At 40.9% G+C, this 18,993-nt stretch carries 18 protein-coding genes; 10 read left to right on the forward strand and 8 right to left on the reverse strand.

Annotated features, from left to right (window positions below):
- The first annotated feature begins 28 nt into the window (after positions 1-28).
- The 3 genes from BCU57_RS14465 (at position 29) to BCU57_RS14475 (ending at position 4,303) form a co-directional block, all read left to right on the forward strand.
- On the forward strand, positions 29-1,687 hold the full coding sequence (locus tag BCU57_RS14465) for a cation:proton antiporter family protein (protein WP_102439570.1): 1,659 nt from the start codon (positions 29-31) through the stop codon (positions 1,685-1,687).
- Positions 1,688-2,101: 414 nt separating this feature from the next.
- Positions 2,102-3,244, forward strand: a complete 1,143-nt coding sequence (gene galK, locus BCU57_RS14470; protein WP_102439571.1) for a galactokinase — start codon at positions 2,102-2,104, stop codon at positions 3,242-3,244.
- 27 nt (positions 3,245-3,271) lie between these two features.
- Complete coding sequence (locus tag BCU57_RS14475) at positions 3,272-4,303, forward strand: aldose epimerase family protein (protein ID WP_102439572.1); 1,032 nt, start codon at positions 3,272-3,274, stop codon at positions 4,301-4,303.
- Positions 4,304-4,407: 104 nt separating this feature from the next.
- On the opposite strand, the gene BCU57_RS14480 is transcribed toward BCU57_RS14475, so the two are convergent.
- Both BCU57_RS14480 and BCU57_RS14485 read right to left on the reverse strand, forming a co-directional pair.
- The gene (locus BCU57_RS14480; protein WP_102439573.1) at positions 4,408-4,833 is read right to left on the reverse strand and encodes a hypothetical protein; all 426 of its coding nucleotides are present in this window, start codon (positions 4,831-4,833) and stop codon (positions 4,408-4,410) included.
- A 411-nt stretch (positions 4,834-5,244) separates the two neighbouring features.
- Complete coding sequence (locus BCU57_RS14485) at positions 5,245-6,246, reverse strand: NAD(P)H-quinone oxidoreductase (RefSeq protein ID WP_102439574.1); 1,002 nt, start codon at positions 6,244-6,246, stop codon at positions 5,245-5,247.
- Between the two features lie 215 nt (positions 6,247-6,461).
- Between BCU57_RS14485 and BCU57_RS14490 the strand changes: the two genes are divergently transcribed.
- The 6 genes from BCU57_RS14490 to BCU57_RS14515 all read left to right on the forward strand — a co-directional run bounded on the left by BCU57_RS14490 (position 6,462) and on the right by BCU57_RS14515 (position 10,803).
- Positions 6,462-7,214, forward strand: coding sequence for a substrate-binding periplasmic protein (locus BCU57_RS14490; protein WP_102439575.1), 753 nt, complete (start codon positions 6,462-6,464; stop codon positions 7,212-7,214).
- 376 nt (positions 7,215-7,590) lie between these two features.
- Positions 7,591-8,136, forward strand: a complete 546-nt coding sequence (locus tag BCU57_RS14495) for a DUF6702 family protein (protein ID WP_102439576.1) — start codon at positions 7,591-7,593, stop codon at positions 8,134-8,136.
- A gap of 334 nt (positions 8,137-8,470) precedes the next feature.
- On the forward strand, positions 8,471-9,202 hold the full coding sequence (locus BCU57_RS14500) for a DUF1538 domain-containing protein (protein ID WP_076538618.1): 732 nt from the start codon (positions 8,471-8,473) through the stop codon (positions 9,200-9,202).
- Positions 9,203-9,271: 69 nt separating this feature from the next.
- Positions 9,272-10,045, forward strand: coding sequence for a DUF1538 domain-containing protein (locus BCU57_RS14505; RefSeq protein ID WP_102439577.1), 774 nt, complete (start codon positions 9,272-9,274; stop codon positions 10,043-10,045).
- Positions 10,046-10,048: 3 nt separating this feature from the next.
- Positions 10,049-10,399: a P-II family nitrogen regulator gene (locus tag BCU57_RS14510; protein ID WP_076538613.1), complete on the forward strand. Its 351-nt coding sequence runs from the start codon at positions 10,049-10,051 to the stop codon at positions 10,397-10,399.
- Positions 10,396-10,803 carry a CBS domain-containing protein gene (locus tag BCU57_RS14515; protein WP_102439578.1) on the forward strand — a complete coding sequence of 136 codons (408 nt, stop codon included), beginning with the start codon at positions 10,396-10,398 and terminating at the stop codon, positions 10,801-10,803. The genes BCU57_RS14510 and BCU57_RS14515 overlap by 4 nt, the downstream gene beginning before the upstream one ends.
- Positions 10,804-11,312: 509 nt before the next feature.
- On the opposite strand, the gene BCU57_RS14520 is transcribed toward BCU57_RS14515, so the two are convergent.
- From BCU57_RS14520 to BCU57_RS14535, 4 genes are all read right to left on the reverse strand, one after another.
- Positions 11,313-12,293, reverse strand: coding sequence for a hypothetical protein (locus tag BCU57_RS14520; protein ID WP_413211441.1), 981 nt, complete (start codon positions 12,291-12,293; stop codon positions 11,313-11,315).
- A gap of 147 nt (positions 12,294-12,440) precedes the next feature.
- On the reverse strand, positions 12,441-14,162 hold the full coding sequence (locus BCU57_RS14525; RefSeq protein ID WP_102439580.1) for an ATP-binding protein: 1,722 nt from the start codon (positions 14,160-14,162) through the stop codon (positions 12,441-12,443).
- Entirely contained in the window at positions 14,163-15,446 is a 1,284-nt protein-coding gene (locus BCU57_RS14530; RefSeq protein WP_241903552.1) for an SIR2 family protein, read from the reverse strand. It lies immediately after the preceding gene.
- Positions 15,447-15,479: 33 nt separating this feature from the next.
- The gene (locus BCU57_RS14535; RefSeq protein WP_102439582.1) at positions 15,480-15,707 is read right to left on the reverse strand and encodes a hypothetical protein; all 228 of its coding nucleotides are present in this window, start codon (positions 15,705-15,707) and stop codon (positions 15,480-15,482) included.
- Positions 15,708-15,883: 176 nt separating this feature from the next.
- On the opposite strand from BCU57_RS14535, the gene BCU57_RS14540 reads away from it, so the two are divergent.
- The gene (locus tag BCU57_RS14540; protein WP_102440683.1) at positions 15,884-17,095 is read left to right on the forward strand and encodes an IS256 family transposase; all 1,212 of its coding nucleotides are present in this window, start codon (positions 15,884-15,886) and stop codon (positions 17,093-17,095) included.
- A gap of 33 nt (positions 17,096-17,128) precedes the next feature.
- On the opposite strand, the gene BCU57_RS14545 is transcribed toward BCU57_RS14540, so the two are convergent.
- Together BCU57_RS14545 and BCU57_RS14550 are read right to left on the reverse strand one after the other, a co-directional pair.
- Positions 17,129-18,589, reverse strand: coding sequence for a DUF4041 domain-containing protein (locus tag BCU57_RS14545; RefSeq protein ID WP_102439966.1), 1,461 nt, complete (start codon positions 18,587-18,589; stop codon positions 17,129-17,131).
- 5 nt (positions 18,590-18,594) lie between these two features.
- A complete protein-coding gene (locus BCU57_RS14550; protein ID WP_102439967.1) occupies positions 18,595-18,942 on the reverse strand; it encodes a hypothetical protein in 348 nt (115 codons plus the stop codon).
- Positions 18,943-18,993: the final 51 nt, after the last annotated feature.

Here is an 18,993-nt window from a genome sequence, read left to right on the forward strand (position 1 = left end):
CTAGTTTCAACAAATCGAATAAGGCCTTATGGAACCCGCAATTCTCATTGTTACGCTATTATGTGGCATGCTTGTTAGTCGAGTCGGTTTACCACCACTAATTGGTTATCTTGCAGCAGGTTTTTTACTGTTTATTTTTGGGATCCAAGATGAAAGCTTGCCACTGCTGCAGGAACTAGCTGACCTCGGCGTCATGTTACTGCTGTTTGCTATTGGGCTTAAATTAGATGTCAAAAGTTTACTCAAATCTGAGGTGTGGGCCAGTTCCAGTTTGCACTTAATTGGCTCGATATTATTCTTTTTACCCATCTTAAAATTGCTGGGATTAGTAGGGCTAGACAGGCTAGTTGATTTAGATATTGATCAGCTGTTACTACTGAGCTTTGCCTTAAGTTTTTCAAGTACCGTATTTGCCGTCAAAGTGCTGGATGAAAACGGTGATAGCCAAGCCTTGTATGGCCGTATCGCCATTGGTATCTTGATTATGCAAGATATCTTCGCAGTGCTATTCCTCACCATTTCAAAGGGTGATTTCCCCTCCATTTACGCCTTAGGTTTATTGCTGTTACCACTAGTTAAACCACTAATTTATAAAATATTCGACCGCGTTGGCCACGGCGAAATGTTGATTTTATTTGGCCTGACTATGGCATTAGTCATGGGCGCTTGGCTGTTTGAAGCCGTTGGCTTAAAGCCGGATCTAGGCGCATTGATTATTGGTATTTTACTGGCAGGCCACGCTAAAGCGTCCGAGCTTTCTAAATCAATTTACTACTTTAAAGAGCTGTTTTTAGTCGCGTTTTTCTTAACCATTGGTTTAAATGGTTTGCCAACCATTGCCGATGTGGGCCTAGCTGGGTTACTGGTGCTATTAGTGCCGTTTAAAATCATGCTGTTCTTTATATTATTGACCCGCTTTAAGTTGCGTTCTCGTACCTCGCTATTTGCCTCATTCAATCTAGGTAACTACAGTGAGTTTGGCTTGATTGTTGCTGCGGTAGCCGCATCAAAAGGCTGGTTACCTGCCGAGTGGTTAATCATTTTAGCAGTAGCCTTGAGCATCAGTTTCTTAATTGCTGCGCCCCTTAATGCGGCGGTCAACAAGTTCTATCAGCGCTACCATAAAACCTTTATCACCCTTGAAAAACACCCGCTACACCCTGAGGATAGACAAATTCCTGTGGGTAATCCGCGCTTTTTGATTTTAGGGATGGGCCGGATTGGCTCAGGTGCTTACGATGAGCTGCGCGCTAAATACTCAGGCGAAATACTGGGGATTGAACACAAGCAAGAACTGGTGGATTTTCATCGCTCTGAAGGCCGCAATGTGGTGCAAGGCGATGCTAGCGATACCGATTTTTGGGAAAAGCTTGAGCGGGCACCGGGGCTTGAATTGGTGCTATTAGCCATGCCACACCATATTGGTAATATGTTTGCGGTAGAGCAACTTAAAAAGCTCGATTACCAAGGTAAGATCAGCGCCATTGTGCAATATTCTGAAGATGCAGAGTCACTGAAAGAGCAAGGGGTTAACAGCGTTTATAACCTTTACGAAGCTGCAGGTGCTGGTTTTGTGGACAATGTTATTCATGAATTACTTGAGCCAAACACAGAGGAAGAATCAGAAGCGAGCGTTGATAAAGCCAGCGCAGCCACTGAAATCACCCCTAACTTGAGCAAGCCATAAGCGTAAATAGTTAGCGATATCCTCTATTCGCTATGCTAAACCGATAAGCGCCTTATTAACATTAAGGCGCTTTTTTATTGTTTAAAATGCGCTTTTATATCAATCAGCCAAGGTTAGCCAGCGTCGCTATTTGGGTGGTTATAAAGCCAGTTTATACCTCAAATTTGTTCTGCCAATAAAACAGTCAACGTAAACCCTTACATTAACATACCTCTTTAGTAGTACAAAGGCATTGAAATTACTGTTATTTCCACAAAACCGACTACTCTTAAGCTGCAAATTGTATCAATCGAGTTTTCAGTAGTTACAGCCACTGGCAAGTCGTGATATAAATCACATTATCAATTTAAAATTTAATACTTTTATACCGCTTAGGTAACTTCGTAACTCGACATTCTTTGGAACTGTAACTGTATGTCAAATCCTGCTCAAAAAGCCATGAAGTTGTTTGTACAAACATTTGGAACTACGGCTGACGACCTGTATCAAGCACCAGGTCGTGTCAATATTATTGGCGAACACACGGATTATAACGAAGGATTCGTTTTACCCGCTGCAATTAATTTTCACACTGTTATTGCGGTTAAACATCGTAGTGATAACACCTTTAGAGCCGTGACTGATGCCTTTGCTGGGCAAATCGAACAATGGCGTTTTGGTGAAGAAAACGCCATTGAAGATAAAGGCAGTTGGGGAAATTACCTAAAAGGCTTTACCGCCTCAATGGCTCAATCTGGGCTTAAAGCTAAAGGCATGGATATTGCCATTGTCGGCAATGTGCCACTGGGCGCAGGCATGTCGTCATCAGCAGCTCTTGAGGTGGCCTTTGGCACTGCCATTAGCTACGCCAGCCAACTGCATTTATCGCCATTAGCCATTGCACAAATTGCCCAACGTGGAGAGCACAGGTTCATAAAGTCAGAATCTGGCATTATGGATCAAACCATTAGCGCACTGGCGGTGGCCGATCACGCCTTATTGATTGACTGCTTAGAGTTAGACGGCCGCGCAATAGCGATTCCTGACAGCTTAAGTTTGCTGATTGTCGATCCTAGCATCGATCGCCAGCTGTTAATTGACCGCTTTGATGCCCGTAAACTGCAATGTTATCAGATTAATGAATTGCTTGGAGTTGAGTCACTAAGGGAAGTCAGCCTTGGCCAGCTAAACAGCGCGAAAGCTAGCTTAGGTGATGAACTTTATCATCGAGCTAAGCATGTACTAACTGAAAACCAACGCACTGTGAATGCCGCCCGCGCTCTAGAGCAACAAGATACTGCCCGTTTCGGCCAATTAATGGCCCAATCACAACAATCCATGCGCGATGATTTTGACATCAGCACCCCTGAGATTGATGCCTTAGTGAAAATAATTAAAGATATCATTGGCACCAAAGGCGGCGTAAGAATGAGTGATGGTTGCGTGGTAGCGCTTATTGATCATGAGCTAACCGATGCTGTGGTCAATGCCGTTGAGCAGCTATATCCACAACAAACATCCTTAGAACCAATTATCTATTTATGCTCTGCCAGTGGCGGCGCAGGCAGAATTGAATAAGCAATTCTATTGCTATAAGAGGCATTAATGTTACAAATCACCACACTTGAACCATGGCAAGATCCTCGCGGAGGATGGGTAGAACGTATTCGAGTCGACAACGGCAAGGTTGCTATTGAAGTGTTAAGTCTAGGGGGAATTATAAACGCCTTATGGACTGAAGATAACCAAGGCCAGCGAGATAACATCGTTTTAGGCTGTGATAGCGTCAGCGATTATTTAAACCAGCCGGCTTATTTAGGCGCCATTGCAGGGCGATACTCTAACCGCATTGCTAATGGTCAGTTGCAGTATCAAGGCAACCACTATCAGCTCGATATAAACCAAGCGACCAATTGCTTACACGGTGGCGCTGAAGGTTTTCATTTAAAGCATTGGCATATGCAAGCCCTTGAAGACGGGGTGAGATTAACCCTTGATAGCCCAGATGGTGATATGGGCTTTCCGGGTAATTGTACGGTGCAATTAGATTATCGCTTGGCTGACAATAGTTTACTCATTGAAATGCAAGCAAGTGTCGATAAGGCCTGCCCTATTAGCCTCACCCAGCACAGTTATTTTAATTTAGAAGGCGCTGATAGCTTAACTAATGCAGCGCATTTGATCCAAGTGGATGCCAAGCAATATTTGCCAATGAATGAAGTGGGTATTCCAACTTCAATTGCTGCGACCACTGGCAGCGATTTAGATTTAGCCCAAGCCACTGCATTTGCTGTGCAAACTCAGCGACCAGCTCTTGCTGCCACCAATGGTTTTGATCATTGTTATGTGCTTAACAATGCTGAGCAAGTCTGTCGATTTGGTTGTCTTTCAAGCCCTAAAACTGGCCGCACCATGACGATTTACACCAATCAACCTGGGGTGCAGCTGTATGGCGCTAACTTCCTTGAAGGCGTAAAAGGCTTTGACGGCCGTATTTACCAGTCTCACCAAGCGGTATGTATTGAACCACAAATGCTGCCAGACTCACCTAATCAAGCCGATTTACCCGGTAAGCCTTGGATAGAGCCAGGACAAGTTTATCGCCATGTGAGCCGTTACGAGTTTGGGGTGATTTAAGCCTAAGCGATTACTGTTGAGCGATTGATTTACTAATAAACAGCCAATAAAAATGGAGCTATGATTTATTATCATGCTCCATTTTTTGTCTTTAGCGCTTTATGCTAATCGTCACTGTCATCACTGATACCGAAGTCGGCATCAGCATCTTCAAATTCCATTTCACTGTCATCGACATCGATAATCTCATCCACCGCTGCAACTTTTTTGGCTTTTGAGGCTGGCGCAGAGTCTGGCACTGAAGATAATTCGATATGCGCTTCATGTTTTGCCATAAACTCAGCTCTAGCAGCAAGCCATGCTGCTTCATGCTCAGCTTTGGCGGCTGTTAACTGCTGGGGTTCCAGCTCATGCAGGTTAACCTTAACGATATCCTCTACGTACTCGCCAATCGTGTTACGACTAACATTAAATAAGTAGATTCGACCGGGAGACGCATCGGGGAGTCGGTTGTCATGGACGACAATTGAGGTGCCACGTGGAGTACGAAGCTCACCATACCAAACTTGTTTTTTTGCAGTGTTATACATATATGCTAATGCCCTTAAATCAACACATACCTAAAAAATGTGCATTTTAGCAGCACACAGTTTATTTACTAACCTCTACGCAACGCGCATGATTATTGAGGATAATTAATCAAAAACTTATGAAAAAATCAATATATTATTAATGAAGTTTTTTATATTTTTGCCATTTTTTGCCAGTGCCATATCGCCATCGTCTTATGCTGCAAATCATCTGAGTTATGATTTTCCCAAGGTGTTATGCACCCAGTCTAATTTAGCGGCGCTGCAAGCTCTAATTTAGTTCAAATATGACAGCCTTCAAGTCAGCTATGATAAAAAGACTGTTTTGAATTTGATGCCTTACTATTGCCTAATTCTTGCTTAGGTCTTGTTTGTTTACATCTTACTTGTTTAGGTTTTGCTCATTTAGGTTTAGGCTTCGCCTAGCTGCAGAATAATCTTGCCTCTATGCTGACCTGACTCCATATATTGATGCGCTTTTACGACCTCATCAAACGGGAACACTTTATCAACCCGGATCTGCACTTGTTTAGCATCCAGTAATGGCCATAGCTGTGCTAATAATCCAGCGGCGATGTCAGCCTTAGCCTCGACACTTTGCGGCCTAAGCGTTGAGCCAGTCCATTGAATGCGTTTGGCCATAATGCTAAAAATATTCACTTCTGCTTTAGCGCCGCGCTGGGTTGCCACTGACACCATGCGGCCATCAAAAGCCAATACCTTTAAATTGCGGTTGATGAAATCACCACCCGCAATATCTAGCACCACATTGACCCCTTCAGCTTGTGTTGCTGCAAGGATAGGCTCAACAAAATCATCTTTATGGTAATTAACCGCCATACTCGCCCCTTGGTCGAGACAATATTGGCATTTTTCATCGCTACCTGAGGTAACAAACACTTTAGCGCCTAGGGCTTTGGCAACTTGTATGGCGGTGGTGCCAATACCGCCAGAGGCGCCGTGGATCAGCACTGTTTCACCGGCTTTAAGCTTGGCGCGATTAACCAAGTTTCCCCAAACCGTGAAACAGGTTTCCGGTAAGGCCGCCGCTTGTACAAAGCTGTAGCCTTTGGGGAGCGGTAAGCAATGTGAGGCGTAAGTGATCACTTGCTCTGCATAGCCACCGCCAGGCACTAAGGCACAGATCTTGTCGCCGATTTGCCATTGCGTGACATCTTTAGCCATTGCAATGACTTCCCCTGCCACTTCCAAGCCTAATATCGGGCTAGCACCTTTTGGCGGCGGATATGCGCCTTCTCGCTGCTTAATGTCTGGGCCATTAACCCCTGCAGCATGTACTTTTATGATCACTTGCCCAGCTTTAAGCCTAGGTAATGCTGAATGGTTAAAGCGCATCACTTCAGCTGCGCCCGTTTCATTGTAAATCACATGCTTTATGCTGTTTACGATCATTTGGCCCGTCCATATTATTTATTGCGTCACAAAAAAATTAACTTTTCGCTAGCAAACTGTCGTTTTAGGTTACTATATTTACTGAAAGTGGCTAGATTTAATTCAACTAACTGAATTTAAGCAAGCACTAGGTTTAATAGCGGAGCATAGTGCGGTGAAAACTAGCTAAGTAAGGCTGCGCCATTAGCACTTATTCTATTGAGGCCAACACTGCCGTGAAATATATTATCTCTCTACTACTACTGGTTTCTTCATCCCTTGCAGCCAAGCCTGTATTGATCGCATCGGATATTTGGTGCCCTTATATTTGCCAAGATCACACCGGTTATGTCACTGAACTGACTCGGCGCTCATTTGAAGTCATGGATCAACAGGTGCATTTTATTGCGGTACCTTTTAATCGCGCTTTAAAGGAAGTTAAAATTGGTAATATCGATGCCATTCTTGCAGTTACACCAACCCATATTGAACAATTTAATTTATATACCGACACACTGATTGTTGGCTATACCAGCACGGATTTTTATACTCGCGCAGACGCTTCATGGTCATTTCAGCAATTAGACAGTCTTGATGATGCGCTAGTGGGGATTATCGGAGGTTATGACTACGGCGAGCAGCTCAATGATAAAATTAGCCGTTCAACCGACTTTTACGCCGCCACGGGAGAGCAACCCATGATGTTGAACATTAAGCGCCTCGTAAATGGCCGATTTGATGTGATACTGGGTAATAAAGTCGCTATTGAATATACTGCATACAAAAATGATGTAGCTAATCAAATCAAATACGCCGGTTCATATGGTGAGCCAACGCCTTTATATGTAGGCTTTAATCCTAATCAAAGCCGTATCGCAGATGTGTATGCTCAAGGTATTGCTAAATTAAAGCGCTCTGGTGAGTTTCAACAAATTTTAGATAAATACCAAATTAAAGCACCTGAAAATATGCCGCCATTAGGCCTTTAATGATTAAATTTAACCAAAGCCATTTAAACAACATACTTTATAAACCATATACTTTATAAACCATATACTTAGACATTCACCAATAAGCATTCAGCTTATATTAGCCCGAGTCAATACCGGCCATGAGCCTCAATCATAGTCAGATAATCAATTCGCGATAACCGCGTTCAAGCTGTGCCTAACCTCCTATTTAACATTAAAAACTTTGATAATAGATTTTACTAATACTATATATTGACCTATCGTATTTAATTAGTATTTGCTGTTAATGCCAGCTTATTTTCCGCGTATCAATATTTATTAATTACCAACAGGCTCAAATCATGCAGCAGCTCAACACTGCTTTTTAAACAGCTAGCAATAAAGGAATATAATAATGTTTTGGATAATTATTGCTCTAATATGGTTTATCACCCTTGCAGGCTTGTTATTATTTAATTTTCAGGCTTCTGCTAATAGAAAAAAAGAAAGCTATACCAATGTGCTGTTTAATGCCAAAAGCGGGAATGTCGCTATTCAACACTGCTTTTATTTAGCTGATGCCCAGCAAACAGCTAAACGCATCATTGGGGCTGATAGCGATTTAGTCAAAAACCCACAAAGCAGAAAAGCGTTTGCTGACTACGTGCAGACAAACTTTCACATTGCAGATAACAATCAGCAATTATTGCAGCTTGAATACCTAAATTGTGAAATCAAAGGTGACTACCTATGGCTTTACCAACAAACCACGCTAGCAAAAAGCGTTATCGGCAACGATCCCAAGTCGGTGGGCTTTTACATCAAAATCGCCAATCAGTTAACATTGTGTCCCAGCCAATTGAGCAATATTAATGTTGAGCACAACAAACAAGTCAAAGTAATACATATCAGCGCCGATAACAAATGGCAACACTTAGCATTAGACACAGATGTCGCCTAAGTGGATCTGCTAGGCCTTATGCAGCACGCAACACTGACATATTAATCGCTGACAAAAGAGACTATATGGTCTCTTTTTTATTGGTAGAAAAGAAACTCTTTAGCCTTAAAAAAGTTTATAACCCTTAAAAAGTCCCTCTTTAATCCTCTCCTACTAGGATCTTTTTTAGACAAATTGATCTAGCTCAAAGATATTGTAACTTGTGTTAATTTAATGTTGCCTTACAGCTATAAACAGGCAAACTGGAACTAGCTAAAAACAATAAATAAACCTTTTAGGCTAGCAAGTTAACACGCTGTTTGGCGGTTAGTATTTAGCAATCAAAGGAGAAGGAATGACAGGGTTAGTTAAGCTTTTACAATCCATGCTCGGCAGTTTTAAAGATCTTATTCCCATCATAGTCGTGGTGAGTTTCTTTGAAATATTTATCCTCCAACAAGCACCCGATAACTTATTTTCCATTCTTGTAGGCTTAGTATTTATTGTTCTTGGGCTAACCTTTTTTGTCTTTGGTTTAGAAATGGGCTTATTCCCCATTGGTGAATCATTGGCACACGCACTCGCCCGTAAAGGCAGTACCTTCTGGCTGGTGACCTTCTCCTTTTCATTAGGTTTTGGCACCACCTTAGCAGAACCCGCCTTAACCGCTGTCGCCGCTGAAGCAGCCCAAGTTGCAGCAGATGGTGGCGCCATCAAGGCCACTGAGGCTGCCATGGACAGCTATGCGATGGGACTGAGATTAACCGTAGCGGTGTCAGTAGGTTTAGCGATTTTATTAGGGGTTATTCGCATTGTAAAAGGCTGGCCAATTCATTATTTGATCATTGGCGGCTACATCATAGTGATGGTGCTCACCAGCTTTGCCCCTGAAAATATTATTGGTATCGCCTATGACTCTGGTGGCGTCACCACGTCAACCATTACTGTACCGCTGGTAACGGCTCTCGGCGTTGGCTTAGCCACTGTGATTAAAGGACGTAATCCCATGCTTGATGGCTTTGGGCTGATTGCCTTTGCCAGTTTAACCCCAGTTATTTTTGTACTGCTTTACGGGATGATCCTGTAATGACATTCCGCAACAGCCCTGTTTTAGCTGACGTTGTAATAAATCAAAGCTGCGCCTACAAGGAGTATTATGGAGTGGATTAACCAGCTATTGGCAACCTTACTGCTTACCATGCGTGATGTGGTGCCAATTGCGACAATTTTATTTGGCTTTCAACTGGGTGTACTCAAGCGTCCCATTGCCAATTGGAAAACCGTGGTCTTAGGTTTTGTGTATGTGATCTTAGGCTTAAGCTTTTTCCTGGTCGGCTTAGAGTTAGCGCTATTTCCCATTGGTGAAAACTTAGCGGATCAACTCACCTCCCCCAGTATTTTGCACCCTGATGGCTCCGCTGGACCGTTCATTTGGCAAGATTACCTGTGGGTTTATGTGTTTGCAGCTGCCATTGGCTTTAGTACCACCATTGCTGAGCCGTCATTAATTGCGGTGGCGATAAAAGCCAATGAAGTCTCTGGTGGCACCATTAGTATTCAAGGCTTGAGAATTTCTGTGGCCATTGGGGTCGCTTTTGGGATCTCACTAGGTTGTTTTCGTATTGTGGTTGGTGATCCTATTCACTACTACATCATGGCTGGCTATGTGGTAGTTGTAATTCAAACATTTTTCGCGCCGAAATCGATTATTCCTTTAGCTTATGATTCCGGCGGCGTCACCACTTCTACCGTGACTGTGCCCCTCGTGGCCGCACTCGGTTTAGGGCTTGCCTCTAATGTTGAAGGCCGCAATCCCCTTATTGATGGTTTTGGCTTAATTGCCTTTGCTAGCTTATTTCCAATCATTGCCGTCATGAGCTACGCCCAAATCGTAGCCTTTGTTGACCAACGAAAATCCGCCAAGGAGTAACCCATGCGATTTAAATTAATTGTCGCTTTTGTTGATGATATTAGTACTGAAGCGGTACTGGATGCCGCCAGAGAAGCTGGTGCCACAGGTGCCACTGTAATTAACCATGCTCGCGGTGAAGGACTAACTAAAAAGAAAACCTTCATGGGGCTAGGCTTAGATGTACAACGGGACGTCATTTTATGGCTAGTTGAAGAGCATATGAGCCGACATATTTTAGAAACGATCTGTGAGGTGGGCGGCTTTAATACTCACCCAGGTCAAGGAATAGCAATTCAAATTGATGTTGAAGATGCCGTTGGTGTTGCTCACCAAGTTGCAAAACTCACTGATGATATAAAGGATCAAATATGAAACCATCAACGCCAATAAAAAACCGTGATATTTTGATGAATGATTACGCCATGATTGATGGCCTACTTACCGTCAGTGAAGCCATTAATATTGCGATGGCAAAAAACGTCACTATTTTAGTGATTAACAAACGCCATGAGCATGATGAATACGGCATATTGTTACTCAGTGATATTGCCAGAAAAGTATTAGCCACTGATAAGTCACCAGAGCGGGTTAATGTTTATGAAATCATGATAAAGCCTGTGATGTCAGTATGCCCAGATATGGATATTCGCTATACCGCCCGCTTATTTGATCAATTCCAGATCAACAAAGCTCCTGTCATTGAACAAGGCAATATTATTGGCTTTGTCACCTATAACAATATTGTCTTAAAAGGCATGGTTAACAATGCCAGTTGATCACTCAAGATCGTGACTCGTCACCTCTAAATAGCTATCGCAGCCAATAAAAAACCCAGCAAAAATGCTGGGTTCCTCATAATAATTCGTAAAATACGTGTTTAATTTAACACTTTTACATTTAACGTGATCTAAAAAGGTAGTTTACGGTAAAAATAAAAATAACCTAGTGAGTGAGTGAGTGCGCTCAAGCTAAAAAGGGCGGAAGTACAACATCGTAATAATTCTAAATTTACATTTACCAAAAAAACGTCAACTAACAAGGTGTATGCGTTTACTTAGCGAGTTTAAATTTACAGAATTATGGAGTTACAAAAATGGGGGATGCTCACTATCTTAAACTATGCTATTCGACTTCGAGGCTTTTCCAAGTGATGACTTGCACTGCCAATCTTAATTTATAATTCACTCATTTTCACGTTAAACCACATATAAGACTTGTTTTAGTCAAATGTTAAAGGGATAACTAAAAGTTATCCCTTTTTTATGATTGGATAGCTTTATTCAGTCTAATACATGTCAACGCTAGATATTTTGCATGTCGCATCGGAGATTTTTACATTATTAACTTCATCGAAGTAACTAAAAGAAAAGTCAAAAACTATATCCTTTCTACCGAAGTCATCTGCATACAATGAATGTGAGCTTCTTTCTGAATCTGAATCCGACCGTAAGCCGTATGTATTCTTACCTTCATACTCAACTTCTACTTCACATTCAACATTTAGGTCTAAATATGCACTACCTCTATAGTCAGTTTCATATTTATAAGTTAATGAAACCTCACAACTATCATAGTAATTCCCTGAATAATTTTCATTACAATCCAAGTCAGTACTAATAGGTTTAATACATACTTCTGCACCAGTTTTATATTCAGTTTCGCAAAAACCTCTAGCTTCTCTTTTTTTAATATCGGCTAAATATGCTTTTTTAAGCTCGGCTTGCTCTTGGACTTCTTGAGGTGTCATTTTAATACAGGAATTAGCTGATTTTTTATATCCATCAACACAAGCCCAGCCTGAGCCAGCATAATTTAACTTACCGTTCTTGGGAATAACAACGTTTAAGCACTGTAAACCTGACTTATAAAAGCCTTTATTGCAAACCCAGCCTGAGCCAGCATAATTTAACTTGCCATTATTAGGCACTTCAACATTTAAGCATTGTTGACCTGATTTATAAAAACCTTTGTTGCAAACCCAGCCTGAGCCAGCATAATTTAACTTACCGTTCTTGGGAATAACAACGTTTAAGCACTGTAAACCTGACTTATAAAAGCCTTTATTGCAAACCCAGCCTGAGCCAGCATAATTTAACTTGCCATTATTAGGCACTTCAACATTTAAGCATTGTTGACCTGATTTATAAAAACCTTTGTTACAAACCCAACCTGAACCATATTTACTTACTTTTGCATTTTCAGGTATTGTTTGTGACCAGATAAAGCCTGAAAACAACATTGCCAATAAAAATATAATACGCTTCATTTATAGCCTTTCCTTCTAAATATCACCTAAAGTCATCGGTACAATTATCAACCTAATATTGAATTGATTACTCTCTGCTTTCAGAATATGTAAAGAGAGTAAAAATCAAGGCTAATTCCCATTTCAAAAGGGATAAGGTCTTAATTTTCAAGAAGACCAACTGGCAGAAAAATCCGCACTTTTTGAAGTTGGTTCATTATGAGGTTTTTTCATCTTAACTGTCATTGGGAATGGAAAGTCTACACCCAATAAAAGTGCCTCACCTTGACCTAGAACAGGCAAAAAGGACGCAGAACGTTGGTCTATTGCTCCGACAGCTCTTTTTACAATATCTTGGTCTAGTTGATTTGTTAACCTGTGAACAATTAATGTTCCGATTTGACTCAACACATCTTCAGGAATATCTCTTGGGCGCTGAGTCGCAATCACTGTATTTAGCCCGTACTTACGACCTTCTTTCGAAATGTTACCGAACGCATCCAGCTCAAATAAACTACTGTCATCCCCTACACGCTTATTGAGGAATTGGTGCGCCTCATCGATAAACACTAATAATGGTTTCTGATGACTAATAGAACCAGTTCTCGCTACAGACAATAATTTTCGCCCTATAGCATTAACTAATATTTCTCTAGAGTTTGCTTCAAACGGAACGGCTGACAAGTCTAACCGAATGATTTTTTGGCCACTATTTTGATTGCAGAAAGTATCAATTAGATTAGGGATAGTTACTAAATCAAAATCAACATCAATCATCCATTTAAGATTTGGATTGCTAGAGTGAGATTTGATTCTGGAAATTAAATTTAAGCAATGACCAACATCATTATCTGCTCTCCCTCCCCAAATAGTCTCAATTGGGTTATGGCTATTCCCTCCATTCGGCCAAACACACTCATTAACAATTTGGTCAGCCAACAAGTGAAAAGCCCACGGGGTAAAAGCAGGGTTACTTTGAACGGCTAATTCAAATGGCAACTTAGTTGCCCCAGTCTTTTTATACAAATTCCTACTATCTATGGATAACCCATGGTTCGGGGTTAGAAAGAATCTTGCAACAACTTTTTGACTTTGAATTGCAGCATCCAATTTCGGAGCTTGACTCTGTGCGGATGGTCTTAGAAAGGCTCTTATGTCAGAATCTGTAAACTGCCAATGAGGAAATGTAACTTTATTCTCTGAAGTAGCACTTGGATGCTCACCAACATAGTAGCTAGGGCAGGGTAGTTCACTATACTCTCCAGTAGCGTCAATTATTATTGCTCTACCACCTGCTTGACCAACCTGCTCAATAATTGTTGCCATTGAAAAACTCTTCCCTCCCCCTGTAGCGCCCAAAATAGCGCAATGACGGGAAAATAGCTTTTCTGGTGTAACATGAATAGTAATGGAATCATCATGAGGTAGCTCGGCAATAGCTAAATGAATATCGCCCTTTTGGGATTCGCCTTTACCTTCCGCCAATTTTGAAACTAGAAGTGGATGAGCCGAATATATTTGACTACCAAGTCGAGGATGCTGACGAATTCCTTTATAATTTTTACCACTAGCAGGGTCTAAACTTACAAGTAGCTGAACCAAACCTATCGGGTGATTTTCTAATGGCTTATCATTCAAACCATCAACACTTAAACGTTCGCCACCTTCAATCCAAACTTTGACTAGCCGCCCCAAAACAGCAGTTTCCCCTACATCAATAAATACAAATTCATTAACCTCACCAGCAGGAATTCTATTCCCGAATGACCAACAGGGTTCACCTGACCCAGCTTGCGTTAAGTTAACCGTTACCTCGGTAGCTGAGACATTTATAATACTGCCAATACGTCTAATATCATCGTAAGGCGAGAACCAGTTATCAGAACTCATTTAAGCACCAACTTTAATATTTGCAGCTATAGTTTCAAAAGCTCTAAACAAGTCGTCTTCTGGTGTTTTGGATCTACGTTCAGGTAGTAAATCAGAAAAAACATCGAATGTTGCATCAGCAATAGCAATTCGCCCATCACCTTCATTTATTGCATCTACCAACAACTTTCTTATTTCAGGATTAAACGAGCCTTCTTCTTTGAAAGGCGATCTTGTCGCCACCATCAACATGAACTCTGGGTTAGTGCGAAGCGCCATAGTTAATGCGTTATTGATATGTTTATCATTAAAGCCAAAACCTAAGCATAAAACGGCTGTCCGAGGTTGCTGTACTGCATTTAAAAATGCAGTCATCATGTCTAAATAAGGAGAATCATAAGAGCTTTGGTACTTAGTGCTGCTCGGATATATAAAAACTGGTTCACCTATTTCTGCTGATGGTACTACTTTTCTAACTCTTCCATTTACTCTTCGCCAATCAACAGACCCATGAATTTTATACAGTTTTAAAACGTTGGATAAATACATTCCTCCCTTATCATTCGACTGTTGTCTATTCACAATGTCGTAATTAAACCACATAGGATTAAAATACGATGGAGAAGAATACTCAAAACCATCAATGACAATCAATCCAGTGTTTGATGCGGCATTTTCAAACGCCAAGTCATAATTAGTAGTAAATAATTTCAATCTCTGCTGCTTCGCACTGCGCCTTGCAACCGTTCTAATGAATTTATTGTGAGCCTTCCACATGTCGGTTGGAATATTTTCGGTGAAATCTGTTGCTTGTAAAATAACTGTTTTAGCATTTTTCAAAAACAAAGTGACTTGCTGTTCTTCTTCTGAGCATAACCCCCCAAGTGCCAAGGCTGAATCACAAATAGACAACAAAAGCTCAATGTCTAACTTTGCACTTTCGTCTTTCTCTCTACTTTTTTGGAGTTTGTCATATCTCACCAACTCTAAAATTTGCTGAAAATCTTTTTCATCATGTTGCCTGCATTTATGCCACAGATCCAACATGCTCGGTGCAGTTGGAACAGGGTGAGGCACCCCATTAGGGAAATTGTTAAAAGTTAGTGATACGCCAGAACCAGCCAATACAATTAGATTATCAACATCTAATACTTTGTTTATAAACCTATAAAAAAACTTTAGCCCATCATCATCTTGATTTTCTACAGGCATATCTAAAGGATGCCTTTGCCCAGAAGTTTTATCTTTAGGTAAGTCCGAAGATAAAAACGTGATTGTTTTATTAGAGTTACTAATTGTCATCATTCTTCCTTGAAAATGTTGAGACTGAAAGCGCCATTAAGCAGTTTCTTGCAAAGAAGAAAGCAATACGTCAAGTTTTGGAACAAGGTCAGGCTTAACAGAGTGCATATTAAGAGCCGTAGCTAAGTAATCAGCGACTAAAGATCTATCTTTTTCTGGTATATCTGCAATTGCTTTAGTAGCAAGTTCCTCATTTAATATTTGAGCATCTTCATGCGACATATCTTGATTAACTTGCATTGATAAAAACTGTATCAAATTCATTTAAATTCCTTGCGGGGTTAACAGGACAGCATAATCCTTGTGACAATAAAAGAAAAAGCCTTCAAGTTCGATGCCGAAGGCTGTGTTGCGAATCGAACTAGGCGAGACTGTAACTAATTTTGTGTAACTGCTTATCAACACGTACTCTATAGAGAGTCAAGGATAGGCAGATACTCATGAACAAAAAAGATATTGAAGCTTTTGCTAAAGAAGCTGCTAAAAGCATTAAAACACCAGAAGACTTAAACCAATTCAGTCAGATGCTCAAAAAGATAACGGTCGAAGCCGCTCTTAATGCCGAAATGGATGACCACCTGGGCTATGAGAAACACCATAAATCGACTTCTGCTAATAGCCGTAACGGTAAAACCAGCAAGCGCATTCAAACTGAAGATGGTCAATTTGAGCTTGATACGCCGCGAGACCGTGAAGGCAGTTTCGAACCTCAGTTAGTTAAAAAACACCAGTCCAGATTTACCTCTATGGACGATAAAATATTGTGGCTCTACGCTCAAGGCATGAGTACTCGTGATATCGTTCAAGCCTTTGATGAATGGTACGGCGCAGAGATATCACCCACGTTAGTTTCTCGCGTTACCAACGCCGTTCTAGAGCAAGTTATTGAATGGCAAAGTCGACCTTTAGATGCCATTTACCCAATCGTTTACCTTGATTGTATCGTCGTAAAAATCCGTCAGGATAAGCGCGTTATTAACAAATCTATTTTCTTAGCGTTAGGCATTAACCTTGAAGGTCACAAAGAGCTAATGGGGCTTTGGATAGCTGAAAATGAAGGGGCTAAATTTTGGTTAGGTGTCCTCACTGAACTACAGCAACGAGGCGTTGAGGATATTCTCATCGCTTGTGTTGATGGCTTAAAAGGCTTCCCTGATGCTATCAATACCGTTTATCCAGATACTCATGTACAGCTCTGTATCGTACATATGGTCAGAAATTCATTAAAGTACGTATCGTGGAAAGACTACAAGGCAGTCACTGCGGACCTTAAAAGCATCTACCAATCAACAACGGAGGAGGAAGCTTTACTTGAATTAGACCGTTTCAGCGATACCTGGGATGAGCAATACCCCCAAATCAGCAAGTCATGGCATAATCATTGGCACAACTTAAATACGTTTTTCAATTATCCTCAGGATATTCGTAAGGCCATTTACACAACCAATGCTATAGAGTCGTTAAATAGCGTGATTAGACGAGCGTTGAAAAAACGTAAGGTATTTCCTAATGATGACTCGGCCAAGAAAATGATTTACCTTGCGATAAAAGAAGCCAGTAAAAAATGGACCATGCCCATCCGAAACTGGCGTACTGCGATGAGCCGATTTATTATTGAGTTCGAAGACAGAATTGTGAAGCATATTAACTAAATTGCAGTTACACAGAATCTGTTACACCCTCAACTAGGCAGCTAACCTTTCTTGCAGACGAAGGCTTTCGTAATAGTCTTCAGCTAAAGCTGTCATCTTGAACTCAATATCTAGACAGTCCATTTCGTCAACAGCCTCTTTTATAGAATCTAGATCTACCTGAAAAAATTCCTTTCTTAAATTCACTGCATTAACCCGTAGGGATGTAAACTTTCTATGCAGTGCAGTTTCAAGCGCTGGTGCATCTTCTGCGTATATCATTGCGTGGACATCGAATGGGAACGGTACACTTGCATCGCCTAACTCTTTGACACGATCCATAGGCTCTAAACGCCTAGTCATCCCAATTTTGTATACATCTTCTCCGAATGAGCCAATGTTACTAATGACATAAACATGACCCTTTCGAGTTTGCTCAGCCATACTCTTAGCTCGACTTTCTTTAGCTTCAGCCTCTAATAATTGCTGCTCAAGTTGAGCTATTCGAAGTTCTGCAACAGCTCTCTCGGTTTCAGAGACCTCAGATAGCTCATTTCGTGCTTTATCCAGTAAATCCCTATACATTTTTTCTTCTTTTTCAGCTTCAGCAATAGCTCGTTCATATTCCTTGATAGCCCGTTGTTCTTCCCTTATCTGTTCCTTAATTAGCTTTTGCTCTGCGACTTCTTCCTGCTTCTTCAGTGTGTATTGATATTGAAGTTTACACTCTTCAAACTTTAGCTCTACGTAACTGATGTTAAAGCCGCACTCTAAGGTGGCTGCCGATTTCTCAAGAGTGTTAGCAAGCTTTTCTATGCGTTCCAAAGTTCGACCAAAACTACTTGGGCTAACCTTACCAATAAGAAAATCACATTCTGTATTAAATGCAGTTAGCATCAACTTGACTTGCCCGTCTAGAATCTTTTTATTGAACGATTTATCATTTGAGATAATTGTCGTATCAGGGTAAGTGACTGCTTCCTTATCTTTAATCATTTCTTTTTGCTGAACCCTGATATCTTTGATTTCCTCAACAAATCTAACTGAGGTCTCATAGAGGTAGTCAGGCATTTCAAAATGGCCGCATGTCGTATATTCATCCAAACGAGAATATAAATCTAACATTCCCATTAACTCTTCCTGCTCCACACCAAGCTCAGATATGCTTAACACAAGCTTTTCTTCATCAGCTTCTAACTTAGAAATTGTTGATGTATGCAACTGAACATTGTCAAACAACTGCTTTTCTGTTTTCTTTAGATCTTGTAACTCAGCAGTCTCTACTTGCACACGTACCAATTCTTTGGAGTCGTCATCCAGTTCAACTTTAACAAGTGCCAACTTTGCATGTATTTGGTGCAAAGCTTCATCAATACTTTTGTGCTCATCAAGCTTTTGATTCACAGTATTTTTATACTCGTTTAGTTTTTTGTTGAAGTGATGATTTGCGATGAAATAGCTAATAATTACAGCGAATAAAGCAATGGCTATAACTATAAGGAGGTTGTTATCCATAATGACTACCTTAGTACTGCATTAATAAATTGTTTACGTAAGGCTGCTCTTTCTGAGCACCTCTCAGCATATTCTTCTTGGACATCAATAAGCGAGTCTTTGAACTGTTGCTTTGCTTGAGCAGCATTTAACTTTTCTGCTTGCTTAGCTCGACTAGCCCTGTCTTTTTCCGCACGTATTGCATCTCGCTCCTGCTCCCTTAATTGCTTTTGATATTCTCTCTCGGCTTTAGCATGCTCTCTAGCTACTTCTTTTCGCCTCCGATCAGCATCTCTAGCAACTTGTTTGCTTGCTTTATCAATAGCTTTAGCGACTTTAATTACAGATCTTAAACCACCACCTCTTCTTGCCACTGGCTTCTCCTTATCTCTTTTTAGATATTTAAGTCACTTTTATCATGTAAG

Source organism: Shewanella sp. 10N.286.48.B5, from assembly GCF_002874355.2.
Classification (GTDB): Bacteria; Pseudomonadota; Gammaproteobacteria; order Enterobacterales; family Shewanellaceae; genus Shewanella.